At 54.3% G+C, this 11,525-nt stretch carries 11 protein-coding genes; 8 read left to right on the top strand and 3 right to left on the bottom strand.

What is annotated here, in order from left to right; all coding sequences use genetic code 11:
* Nucleotides 1-98: 98 nt before the first annotated feature.
* Nucleotides 99-1,208: an anion transporter gene (locus tag BFV67_RS06515; protein WP_021240969.1), complete on the bottom strand. Its 1,110-nt coding sequence runs from the start codon at nt 1,206-1,208 to the stop codon at nt 99-101.
* Entirely contained in the window at nt 1,205-1,678 is a 474-nt protein-coding gene (gene mntR / locus BFV67_RS06510; protein WP_008501176.1) for a manganese-binding transcriptional regulator MntR, read from the bottom strand. Before mntR ends, BFV67_RS06515 begins: the two co-directional genes overlap by 4 nt.
* A gap of 183 nt (nt 1,679-1,861) precedes the next feature.
* Between mntR and mntS the strand changes: the two genes are divergently transcribed.
* Complete coding sequence (mntS, locus tag BFV67_RS06505) at nt 1,862-1,990, top strand: manganase accumulation protein MntS (protein WP_008501175.1); 129 nt, start codon at nt 1,862-1,864, stop codon at nt 1,988-1,990.
* Between the two features lie 283 nt (nt 1,991-2,273).
* Nucleotides 2,274-3,857: a phosphoethanolamine transferase gene (locus BFV67_RS06500; RefSeq protein WP_069598024.1), complete on the top strand. Its 1,584-nt coding sequence runs from the start codon at nt 2,274-2,276 to the stop codon at nt 3,855-3,857.
* A 159-nt stretch (nt 3,858-4,016) separates the two neighbouring features.
* On the opposite strand, the gene ompX is transcribed toward BFV67_RS06500, so the two are convergent.
* A complete protein-coding gene (gene ompX / locus BFV67_RS06495; RefSeq protein WP_008501173.1) occupies nt 4,017-4,535 on the bottom strand; it encodes an outer membrane protein OmpX in 519 nt (172 codons plus the stop codon).
* A gap of 353 nt (nt 4,536-4,888) precedes the next feature.
* On the opposite strand from ompX, the gene rhtA reads away from it, so the two are divergent.
* The 6 genes from rhtA (at nt 4,889) to ybiO (ending at nt 11,495) form a co-directional block, all read left to right on the top strand.
* Nucleotides 4,889-5,776: a threonine/homoserine exporter RhtA gene (gene rhtA, locus BFV67_RS06490; protein ID WP_021240972.1), complete on the top strand. Its 888-nt coding sequence runs from the start codon at nt 4,889-4,891 to the stop codon at nt 5,774-5,776.
* 299 nt (nt 5,777-6,075) lie between these two features.
* Entirely contained in the window at nt 6,076-6,579 is a 504-nt protein-coding gene (gene dps, locus BFV67_RS06485; protein WP_008501171.1) for a DNA starvation/stationary phase protection protein Dps, read from the top strand.
* A gap of 362 nt (nt 6,580-6,941) precedes the next feature.
* Nucleotides 6,942-7,685: a glutamine ABC transporter substrate-binding protein GlnH gene (gene glnH, locus BFV67_RS06480; protein ID WP_069598023.1), complete on the top strand. Its 744-nt coding sequence runs from the start codon at nt 6,942-6,944 to the stop codon at nt 7,683-7,685.
* A 93-nt stretch (nt 7,686-7,778) separates the two neighbouring features.
* Nucleotides 7,779-8,438, top strand: coding sequence for a glutamine ABC transporter permease GlnP (gene glnP / locus BFV67_RS06475; RefSeq protein ID WP_003858462.1), 660 nt, complete (start codon nt 7,779-7,781; stop codon nt 8,436-8,438).
* The gene (gene glnQ / locus BFV67_RS06470; protein ID WP_008501169.1) at nt 8,435-9,157 is read left to right on the top strand and encodes a glutamine ABC transporter ATP-binding protein GlnQ; all 723 of its coding nucleotides are present in this window, start codon (nt 8,435-8,437) and stop codon (nt 9,155-9,157) included. Before glnP ends, glnQ begins: the two co-directional genes overlap by 4 nt.
* Nucleotides 9,158-9,281: 124 nt before the next feature.
* Nucleotides 9,282-11,495 (top strand): mechanosensitive channel protein, encoded by a 2,214-nt coding sequence (gene ybiO / locus BFV67_RS06465; RefSeq protein WP_025912873.1) that lies wholly within the window; start codon nt 9,282-9,284, stop codon nt 11,493-11,495.
* The last annotated feature ends 30 nt before the right edge of the window (nt 11,496-11,525 follow it).

Raw genomic sequence — 11,525 nt, 5'->3', positions numbered from 1 at the left:
TCAGCAACAGTCCTGTCAGTGAGCGGCATCACACTATGCCGTTCACTAAAGCTAGGACGTTGCTATACGTTTGCCAGGAAAAACTGACAAATTGCGCACTATATGAGAAGGAATATTCCGAAACCGATCGCCGCGGCCCAAACCAGCATCGGGATTGACCAGAGATGGAAGCGCCACCAGATGCGGCGATCGTTGGCCATGCGCAGGGCAATCAGGTTGGCCAGCGAGCCGGGCAGCAGCCCAAACCCGCCGATATTCACCGCCCAGGCCAGCAGCGTGTCCGGCGGAACATAGTTGAGCAGCAGAATGGTGGAAGGCACGTTGCTGATAAACTGCGACAGGCCAATCGCCGTCAGCCACAGTCCCGGCTGAGACAGCGTGCTGACGCTGTGGAGCACGTTTTGCAGCACCGGAAGCTGAATAAGCAGATGCACATCAATAAACATCACCATAAAGACCAGCAGCAGCGTCCAGTCCACGCTGACCAGCACGCGTCGCGCGAGGACGACAAAGCCCGCGGCGACAAGCAACACGCCCGCCACCTCATACTTCAGCTCCAGCGCGAACAGAAAGACGATGTATAACCCGAGGCAGCTCCAGACCAGACGCGGCTGCCACTGCGGGCCCGTGGTGCCGCTGTGGTACTGCAGTTTTTTATCCGGAAAGGCAAACCAGCAGACCGCCAGCAGCGACAGCATCATCACCAGCGCCAGCGGCGCCATCTGCCAGGTAAAAGCGGCGAACGATAGCCCGGAACGGCCCCAGAGGAGGATATTTTGCGGGTTACCGATGGGCGTTAACAGAGAACCGGCGTTAACGGCGAGCGCTTCGAAGATGATCAGCCGGCTTACCGGGATCTCGCAAAGCTTACGCAGCGTGAGGGTGAGGGGCACGATGATAAACAGCGCCACGTCGTTGGTCAGAAACGTCGACAGCACCGCGGCGGAAAACACCATAAACAGGGACAGCCTGCGCTCGGTGGCAAAGCGGCGCACCATTTTACGGCCCAGAACGTCAAAATAGCCGCTCAGCTCAACCCCTTTGGTGAGCATCATCAGGCCGCTCAGGGTAATGATGGTGCGCCAGTCAATGGCAGCGGGCCAGGCCTGCGGCGCAAACGGCACAAAGAGGCTTAACCCTGCGCCAATGAGTAATAAGAGATGGAAGAAACGATCGCGTGCCAGGGCCTGCAGTCCAGGGATTTTCATTCAGCGGAGGGACCATATTTAAGGGTAAATTCGCGAAACTTCACCAGCGTCTCTTCGCTGACGTGGTGTTCCATGCCTTCCGCATCCCGGCGGGCAATCTCCGGGCTGACGCCCAGCACCAGTAAAAAATTCTCGACAAGCTGGTGGCGCTCGCGGCTCTCCTGCGCGAGTTTCTCCCCTTCCGGCGTCAGAAAGACCCCGCGCCAGGGGATCATTTCAATTAGGCCCACGGAGGCGAGACGTTTTAACATTTTTGCGACAGTTGGCTGCGACACCCCCAGCCTGGCGGCCATATCGACCTGACGCGCTTCCCCGACCTCACGAATCAGATCGGAAATGAGTTCAACATAATCATCAATCAGTTCACGCCGGTGCGCTTCTCGGACCTGGCGAAAACCTTCGACATGCTCTTCAACATTCACCAGTTGCGTCGTTTTTTTAATGGTTGGCTTACCTGCGCGACGGTTCATTGTACTTCCTCAGTGGGGTGACGCTTCCAGCGCCCGGTATCGAGAGCGCACATTGTAAACCATCCCTCCACAAGCACAAAAAATTAACGAAATAGCCATAGCTATACAATATAGCCTGTGCTATATCTGTATGTAATGCAGTCACCCTTCACGGATCGAAGGGATCAAAAATCAGGAGGTCTTATGAACGAATTCAAGAGGTGCATGACCGTGTTTACCCACTCCCCCTTTAAAGTGCGCTTAATGCTGCTGAACATGCTGTGCGACATGTTTAACGGCAAACCGCATCAGGATGATAAACCTTCCCACTAAGCGGCGTTGCGGTACGCCGCTTCATTTTCCCGTCACAATCTCGCTCTAAACTGGCTCCCAGCCGCCTTATTCCCGATCTTTTTTACGGATTTGCAATCCCCTTCGCAAAACATCTGCTTAGCAACTGTTGATATTATTTAGCGCTCGCACTATCTTCTTGCAGCCCTGCACAATTTGCGGCTCGCTGAAGCGGACCCTCATTCCCTCTCCACGCACTGTCAGGCAGGTTATGACCCTTGACGCCAGGGTGAGCACATGGCGTTTTCATCCATGATAGTGACCTATGAATGTAACCCTGATAGATACCGTTGTGACCCGCAGCCGGGCCTTAAGCCCGTGGACGGGTTTTTACTTTTTGCAGTCATTACTGATTAACTTTGCGCTGGGTTATCCCTTTAGTCTGCTCTACGCGGTGGCCTTCACCTGCATTCTGCATGTGCTATGGCGCGCCGCCCCGCGCGCGCAAAAAGCGTTAATCGGCATCTGTTCACTGGTTGCTGCACTCTATTTCCCGTTTGGTCAGGCGTACGGCTCACCAAACTTTAATACCCTGCTGGCGCTGCACTCGACCAATATGGAAGAGTCGACGGAGATCCTGACGATCTTCCCGTGGTACAGCTACGTGGTCGGGCTCTTTATCTTCGCATTGGGCGTTATCGCCATCCGTCGTCAGCCGGGCGAGAAAAAATCCTGGGGTAAGATCGAAATACTCTGTCTGGTGTTCAGCGTTGCCGTGGCGTTTGTCGCCCCCATCCAGAACATTCCCTGGGACGGTAAGCTAAGACTTATTAACATCGGCTATCCGGTTTTCCGCTTCGTGAAAGACGTCGTTGTAAATAATAAAGAGGTTCTCGACGAACAGGCCCGCATGGCTGAGCTTTCCAATATGAAAGACACCTGGAACGTGCTGGCCGTGAAGCCGAAATATCACACCTATGTGGTGGTGATTGGCGAAAGCGCGCGTCGCGATGCAATGGGCGCGTTTGGCGGCCACTGGGACAACACCCCGTTTGCCAGTTCGGTCAAAGGCACCCTGTTTACCGATTATGTCGCGGCCAGCGGCTCAACGCAGAAATCGCTCGGCCTGACCCTTAACCGGGTAGTGGATGGCAAACCTCAGTATCAGGATAATTTCGTCACCCTGGCAAACCGCGCGGGTTTTCAGACGTGGTGGTTCTCTAATCAGGGGCAAATTGGCGAATACGATACGGCGATTGCCAGCATCGCCAAGCGGGCTGACGAAGTGCAGTTCCTGAAAAACGGCGACTTTGAAGCTGACAAAAACACCAAAGACGAAGCGCTGCTGAAAATGACGGCGCAGGTCTTCGCCACCCCGCGCACCCAGCCGCAGCTGATCGTCCTGCACCTCATGGGGTCGCACCCACAGGCCTGCGATCGGACAGGCGGAAAGTACGCGGAGTTTGTGCAGTCCAAAGAGACCTCCTGCTATCTCTACACCATGACGCAAACCGACGACCTGCTGAGCAAGCTGTACGATCAGTTGCGCAATACGGGCGACAGCTTCTCCATGGTCTATTTCTCGGATCATGGGCTGGCGTTTAAAGAGCGCGGTAAAGAGGTGCAATATCTGGCGCACGATGACAAGTTCCAGCAGAACTTCCAGGTGCCGTTTATGGTGCTGTCGAGTGACGATAAAACGCATCGCGTCATTAAAGCACGCCGTTCAGCAAATGATTTCCTGCAGTTTTTCTCGCAGTGGACGGGAATTACCGCCGGGCAGATAAAAAATGTTTATCCGTTTGTCTCTAACAAGAAAGCTCCCCCAGTGTACGTTACCAACTTCAAGTTACAGAAAGTTGACTACAACCATCTGGGTACGGATATTTTTGATATTAAGAATAAGTAATTGCCGTCTCGTGCGGACCGATGCCCTCACCCTGGCCCTCTCCCACGGGGAGAGGGAACCAACACTCAAAACGGCAACCTCAGGTTGCCGTTTTGCTTTTATCTTCGACAAAAAAAATCCGCCACAGTGGGCGGATTTTTTATTTAATCACCGAAGTGATTAGAAGCGGTAACCTACGCCCGCGATCCAGGTGCCAACGTCAACGTTGCGGATACGGCTCTGCTCATAGGAGAAGTCCAGAGCAACGTCCTGGATTGGGTTGAACTGCAGGCCTGCGCCATAGGAGAAGCCGTAGTCGCTGTTGCTTGCAGTGCGGTTCAGACCTTCGTTTTCGGTCTGCTGGAATTTACCGTAGCCAACACCTACAACACCGTAGATGCTTGCCCAGTCGTTCAGACGGTAAGCTGGACCAGCAGTGATACCGTAGTACTGGCCTTTGTTGTATGCGCCGTTTTCAGAACGATCTTTCTCGGTGTAGGTGAAAGAACCGATCACGCCCAGTGGGTTGTTATCCTGCTCGTAACGATACTTCAGGTTGAAACCGTTAGCTTTGTTCATCACGCCCTGATAGTCGCTCTGAGCGTAACCACCAGTAACAGTAGAAGTAGCAGCTACAGCGGTACCTGCGGAAACAGCCAGTACAGCGGCCAGTGCTGAAAGACATGCAATTTTTTTCATAACCACCTCAAATGTGATCCAAGTAAGTCCGTAAGTTTTAAATATATCAAAAAAATTTGCGAAACTCTTTGTGATTCGTGATGTCTAATGAAGCCTTTCCTGTAACAGAACGTTTCCAGCGTAAGCTATCTCTTTCAAATCACATGCAATTTTCACTACTAAATGCGCATAGTGCGCGTCTGCGCCGTTACATTCATCCAGATTATTCCTAATCTGACAGGCGATAAATCCACCAGCGCTTATCCATTTTACGGATTTCACCTGCTTTTTTTCAACAGCGCCTCAACCGTCGCCGCATATTTCCTTTACACTGCAACCTTTACCTCATTTGACATAAGCTGACAGGAGAAAGGATGCCTGGGTTATCCCGCACGTCGTCGGTCTGGTTGCCGGTTGCAGTCATACTGATTGCCATGTTGTCCATTCAAAGCGGCGCCTCGCTGGCAAAATCGCTTTTTCCACTGGTTGGCGCGCCCGGGGTGACCGCCCTGCGTATTGTTCTGGGCACGGCGATACTGGTGGTCATTTTTAAACCGTGGCGACTGCGCTTTAAAAAGGAGCAGCGTATACCGCTGCTGTTTTATGGACTCTCCCTGGGGGCGATGAACTACCTGTTCTACCTCTCCATCCAGACGATACCGCTGGGTATTGCCGTCGCGCTGGAGTTTACCGGCCCGCTGGCGGTGGCGCTGTTCTCCTCCCGACGTCCGGTCGATTTTATCTGGGTCGTGTTGGCCGTACTGGGCTTATGGTTCCTGCTGCCGCTGGGCCAGAGTGTTTCTGAGATTGACCTGACGGGCGCAGCGCTGGCGCTGGGCGCAGGTGCCTGCTGGGCTGTCTATATCCTCACCGGCCAGCGCGCAGGGGAAGAGCACGGACCGGCAACGGTGGCGCTGGGTTCCCTGATTGCGGCCATCGTGTTTGTGCCCATCGGCATGGCGCAGGCGACAGAATCGATCTGGCAATGGTCCGTCATGCCCATCGGGCTGGCGGTTGCGATTCTCTCTACCGCACTCCCCTACTCTCTGGAGATGATTGCCCTTACGCGTCTGCCGACGCGCATATTTGGCACCCTGATGAGCATGGAGCCTGCGCTTGCAGCCATTTCCGGGATGGTGTTTCTCGGTGAAACCCTGACATTGACCCAGACGCTGGCGCTCTGCTCGATTATCGCGGCATCAATGGGATCGACGCTCACCATGCGCCCCGAACCTAAAGTTGAGAAAGTGGATATCAACTAAGGCCATATATTCTGCATGGCTTCCGCGCCATGCAGAATAAAGGCCAAAAAGACAGTCGTTATAATTTCTTACACTCTGATTCCTGCCAGCGAAATATCCCTCTGCGCTGACTTCCTCATTCAGCAATTAAGATTGATCTGTATCAATTTAAAAATTATTCAATATTTTCAATACATTAATTTCTCAACCTCCTTCTCGCTATTAAACCGATAGGCACAGCCAAACCGCAGAGAAAAAATCCGGTGCTATACTTAGTTCCGTAATTACCTGGGACATAAACATCAAGAGGATATGAGATTATGAGTACCGCTAAACTGGTGAAAACGAAAGCGTCTAATCTGCTTTATACCCGTAACGATGTATCGGACAGCGACAAAAAAGCGACCATTGAGTTGCTGAATCGCCAGGTGATCCAGTTCATCGATCTTTCGCTGATCACCAAACAGGCCCACTGGAATATGCGCGGTGCAAACTTTATTGCCGTTCATGAAATGCTGGATGGCTTCCGCACAGCACTGGTTACCCACCTCGATACGATGGCTGAACGTGCCGTTCAGTTAGGCGGCGTGGCGCTGGGTACCACACAGGTGATCAACAGCAAAACCCCGCTGAAAAGCTATCCGCTGGATATCCATACCGTTCAGGATCACCTGAAAGAGCTGGCGGACCGCTACGCGATTGTGGCGAACGATGTGCGCAAAGCGATTAGCGAAGCGAAAGACGAAGATACCGCAGATATCTTCACCGCCGCGTCCCGCGATCTGGATCAGTTCCTGTGGTTCATCGAATCTAACATCGAATAATTCATACGAATTTTCTATCAAACCCTCGCCTGCCGGTGAGGGTTTTGCACATCTATGGTGCACGTTTTTTGCCTGAGAACGTGCAAAAGTGAAGAAATTGTAATAATCACCTCACACAACCGTTAACGGAAGATTGTTTTTTCGTCAGAATTTACGCTAAATATCTCCCCGTCAGTTGAGCCAAACGAGGCGCACCAAAACAGTGCTCCACTTTGGTGCAATAAAACCTCATTGCCCCATTTATTGTGCAATGCATGACATCATCCCCTTTGCAAAACAACAGCTTGTAAAGTTGGCACGATTTTTTCATTGTGCCACCTGTTCTCGCAGGGGATCGCCCCGTGGATATAAAAGGAAATGCTATGAAGTCTGTATTAAAAGTTTCACTGGCTGCACTTACCCTCGCTTTTGCGGTGTCCTCTCAGGCTGCCGACAAACTGGTTGTGGCGACCGACACGGCGTTCGTTCCGTTTGAATTCAAACAGGGTGATAAATACGTTGGTTTTGATGTGGATCTGTGGGCCGCAGTCGCAAAAGAACTCAAGCTGGATTATACCCTGAAGCCGATGGACTTCAGCGGCATCATCCCGGCACTGCAAACCAAGAACGTTGATCTGGCGCTGGCGGGTATCACCATTACCGACGAGCGTAAAAAAGCGATCGACTTCTCTGACGGCTACTACAAAAGCGGCCTGCTGGTGATGGTCAAAGCCGATAATAACGACGTAAAAAGCGTGAAAGATCTCGACGGCAAAGTGGTGGCAGTGAAGAGCGGCACCGGGTCAGTTGATTACTCGAAAGCGAATATCAAAACCAAAGACCTGCGCCAGTTCCCGAACATCGACAATGCGTACATGGAACTGGGTACCGGCCGCGCTGACGCAGTGCTGCACGACACGCCAAACATCCTTTACTTCATCAAAACCGCGGGCAACGGCAAGTTCAAATCTGTGGGCGAATCTCTGGAAGCTCAGCAGTACGGTATCGCCTTCCCGAAAGGCAGCGACGACCTGCGCACGAAAGTTAACGGCGCGCTGAAAACGCTGAAAGAGAACGGCACCTATAACGAAATCTACAAAAAATGGTTCGGTACCGAGCCTAAATAATTTCACCTGAATTCAGGTTTGTAACGCCCGGTGGCGCTGCCGCTTACCGGGCCTACGTTTTTCGTTTTTCACCACGGTATACAGGAATACATCATGCAGTTTGACTGGAGCGCCATCTGGCCTGCCATTCCACTCTTGCTTGAAGGCGCTAAAATGACCCTGTGGATTTCGGTCCTGGGTCTGGTTGGCGGGTTGATTATCGGTCTTGTCGCCGGTTTCGCCCGCACCTACGGTGGCTGGATTGCAAACCACATCGCACTGGTTTTCATCGAAGTGATCCGCGGCACCCCCATTGTCGTGCAGGTCATGTTCATCTACTTCGCCCTGCCTATGGCATTCACCGACCTGCGCATCGACCCGTTCAGCGCCGCCGTCGTCACCATTATGATCAACTCGGGCGCCTACATTGCGGAAATTACCCGCGGTGCGGTGCTGTCGATTCATAAAGGGTTCAGTGAAGCCGGTCTGGCATTAGGCCTTTCACGTCGCGAAACGATCCGCCACGTTATTCTGCCGCTGGCGCTGCGTCGCATGCTGCCACCGCTGGGTAACCAGTGGATCATCAGCATTAAAGATACGTCGCTGTTCATTGTTATCGGCGTGGCCGAACTGACCCGTCAGGGGCAGGAGATCATTGCTGGCAACTTCCGCGCGCTGGAAATCTGGAGTGCGGTGGCCGTTGTCTACCTGATCATTACTCTGGTTCTGAGCTTCGTTCTGCGTCGTCTTGAAAGAAGGATGAAAATCCTGTGATTGAATTTAAAAACGTTTCCAAGCACTTTGGCCCAACCCAGGTGCTGCACAATATCGATCTGAACATCAAACAGGGTGAAGTGGTGGTGATTATCGGGCCATCCGGCTCCGGTAAGTCGACCCTGCTGCGCTGCATCAACAAGCTGGAAGAGATCACCAGCGGCGACCTGATTGTCGACGGTCTGAAGGTGAATGACCCGAAAGTGGATGACCGTCTGATTCGTCAGGAAGCGGGCATGGTGTTCCAGCAGTTCTACCTGTTCCCGCACCTGACGGCGCTGGAGAACGTGATGTTTGGCCCGCTGCGCGTGCGCGGTGCCAACAAAGCGGCGGCAGAAGCGCTGGCGAAAGATCTGCTGGCGAAGGTCGGCCTCGCAGAACGCGCCCATCACTACCCTTCCGAGCTGTCCGGTGGTCAACAGCAGCGCGTGGCGATTGCCCGTGCGCTGGCGGTCAAACCGAAGCTGATGCTGTTTGATGAGCCTACGTCCGCACTCGACCCGGAGCTGCGTCACGAGGTGCTGAAGGTCATGCAGGATCTGGCGGAAGAAGGGATGACGATGGTTATCGTGACCCACGAAATCGGCTTCGCGGAGAAAGTGGCGTCCCGCCTGATCTTTATTGATAAAGGCCGTATCGCGGAAGACGGTAACCCGCAGGAGTTGATTGCGAACCCGCCGAGCCCGCGTTTGCAGGAGTTCCTGCAGCACGTCTCCTGATCCCTCGCGTTACGCTAAGCCGGGCCTGCCCGGCTTTTTTACGCCAGATTGTTCCCAAAAATCCCCCTCCGCGTCCCGACTTCTATACTTATCATTTTGTTCGACATTTTCACCGGAGGACGCCGTGCCGTGGATCCTGTTGCTGTTGATTAGCCTGTTTAGTGCGCCATCGTTCGCCGTCGCGATCCCCGGTGTGACCACCGGAACAACCGCCAGCCAGCAAAGTACGCCCCCGCCGGAACCGGATGTTGAACAGAAGAAAGCGGCTTACGGCGCGCTTGCCGACGTTCTTGAGAACGACACCTCCCGAAAGGAATTAATCGAGCAGTTGCGCAAAGCCGCCGCCACGCCGCCCCAGGAAACCGTTCCGACCCTCACCCCTCCGCAGGAGGAGGAGCAAAAAACGGTGCTGGAAAATGTCACCGACGTGAGCCGCCACTATGGGGAAGCGCTCTCCTCGCGCTTTGCCCAGCTCTACCGCAACCTGATTGGCTCACCGCATAAGCCGTTTAACCCACAAACGTTTACCGCCGCCGCCATGCAGTTCCTGATGCTGGCCGGTGCAGTCTTCCTTTTTTACTGGCTGGTGCGCCTGTGCGCGTGGCCGCTGTACCGCAAAATGGGGCAATGGGGACGCAGAAAGAATCAGCAGAAAAGCAGCTGGCTGCACCTCCCGCTGATGATCGCCTCAGCGTTTATCATCGATTTACTGCTGCTGGCGCTGACGCTGTTTTTAGGCCAGATGCTGGCTGACAGGCTGAACGCGGGTAACAAAACCATCGCCTTCCAGCAGTCGCTTTTCCTGAATGCCTTTGCCCTGATTGAGTTCTTCAAGGCGCTGCTGCGGTTACTCTTTTGCCCCCACGTGCCGGCGCTGCGTCCCTTCTCCATTCGGGACGAGAGCGCGACATACTGGGCGCTGCGCCTGAGCGTGCTCAGCGGGCTGATTGGCTACGGTCTGCTGGTTGCCGTGCCGATCATCTCCAACCAGGTGAACGTGCAGTTTGGCGCGCTGGCAAACGTCATTATCATGCTCTGCATTACCGTCTGGTCGCTGTACCTTATCTTCCACAATAAAAAGACCATCACTGAGAGCCTGCTGCATCTGGCCGATCGTTCCCTCTCGTTCTTCAGCCTGTTTATTCGCGCATTCGCCCTGGTGTGGCACTGGCTGGCAAGCGCCTACTTCATCGTATTGTGCTTCTTCTCGCTGTTCGACCCGGGAAACAGCCTGAAATTTATGATGGGGGCAACATTCAAAAGCCTGGCCATTATCGGCATCGCGGCATTTGTCTCGGGGCTGCTGTCGCGCTGGATCTCGAAAACCATCACCCTGTCGCCGCAGGTACAGCGTAATTACCCGGAACTGCAAAAACGGGTGAACGGCTGGATGTCGGTATCCCTCAAGGTGGCGCGCATTCTCACCGTCTGCGTGGCGATCATGCTGCTCCTTAACGCGTGGAGCCTGTTTGATTTCTGGAACTGGCTGCACAACGGCGCAGGTGAAAAAACGGTCGACATTCTGATTCGCATCGCGCTGATTTTGTTCTTCTCTGCCGTCGGCTGGACGCTGCTGGCGAGCCTCATCGAGAACCGTCTGGTATCAGATATTCACGGCAGGCCCCTGCCCAGCGCGCGGGCCCGCACCTTGCTGACGCTGTTCCGCAACGCGCTGGCGGTCATCATCAGTACCATCACCATCATGATTGTGCTGTCGGAAATCGGGGTGAATATCGCCCCGCTGCTGGCCGGTGCAGGTGCCCTGGGGCTGGCGATCTCCTTCGGGTCGCAAACGCTGGTGAAGGATATTATTACCGGCATCTTTATCCAGTTTGAGAACGGGATGAACACGGGCGATCTGGTGACCATCGGGCCGCTGACCGGCACGGTGGAGCGGATGTCGATTCGCTCGGTGGGCGTGCGTCAGGATACCGGGGCGTACCACATCATCCCCTGGTCTTCGATCACCACCTTTGCCAACTTTGTGCGCGGCATTGGTTCCGTGGTGGCGAACTACGATGTGGACCGTCATGAGGATGCCGATAAAGCGAAGCAGGCGCTGCGCGATGCGGTAGAAGAGCTGATGCAGATGGAGGATATTCGCGGGCTGGTGATTGGCGAGCCGTCATTTGCCGGCATTGTCGGGCTGACGAACACGGCCTTTACCCTGCGCGTGTCGTTCACCACCCAGCCGCTGAAGCAGTGGACGGTGCGCTTTGCGCTCGACAGCATGGTGAAAAAGCACTTCGATCTGGCGAACGTGCGGATGCCGGTACAGACGTATCAGGTCCTGCCGCCGCCCGCAGCGCCGCTCCCTCCGCAGGAGCCGACGCTGTAGCCGGGTTGCCGGATGGGGGCTTCGCCTGAC

This window comes from Enterobacter roggenkampii (assembly GCF_001729805.1).
Taxonomy (GTDB): domain Bacteria; phylum Pseudomonadota; class Gammaproteobacteria; order Enterobacterales; family Enterobacteriaceae; genus Enterobacter; species Enterobacter roggenkampii.
The sequence above is the reverse complement of the archived record's forward strand: the minus strand, read 5'-3'. Positions and strand labels throughout refer to the sequence as shown.

What these genes read in the sequence shown, in the direction of transcription:
- glnP (WP_003858462.1), top strand. Translation starts at nt 7,779, where the DNA reads ATGCAGTTTGACTGGAGCGCCATCTGGCCTGCCATTCCACTCTTGCTT.
- mntS (WP_008501175.1), top strand. Translation starts at nt 1,862, where the DNA reads ATGAACGAATTCAAGAGGTGCATGACCGTGTTTACCCACTCCCCCTTT.
- rhtA (WP_021240972.1), top strand. Translation starts at nt 4,889, where the DNA reads ATGCCTGGGTTATCCCGCACGTCGTCGGTCTGGTTGCCGGTTGCAGTC.
- mntR (WP_008501176.1), bottom strand. Translation starts at nt 1,678, where the DNA reads ATGAACCGTCGCGCAGGTAAGCCAACCATTAAAAAAACGACGCAACTG.
- glnH (WP_069598023.1), top strand. Translation starts at nt 6,942, where the DNA reads ATGAAGTCTGTATTAAAAGTTTCACTGGCTGCACTTACCCTCGCTTTT.
- BFV67_RS06500 (WP_069598024.1), top strand. Translation starts at nt 2,274, where the DNA reads ATGAATGTAACCCTGATAGATACCGTTGTGACCCGCAGCCGGGCCTTA.
- BFV67_RS06515 (WP_021240969.1), bottom strand. Translation starts at nt 1,208, where the DNA reads ATGAAAATCCCTGGACTGCAGGCCCTGGCACGCGATCGTTTCTTCCAT.
- dps (WP_008501171.1), top strand. Translation starts at nt 6,076, where the DNA reads ATGAGTACCGCTAAACTGGTGAAAACGAAAGCGTCTAATCTGCTTTAT.
- ompX (WP_008501173.1), bottom strand. Translation starts at nt 4,535, where the DNA reads ATGAAAAAAATTGCATGTCTTTCAGCACTGGCCGCTGTACTGGCTGTT.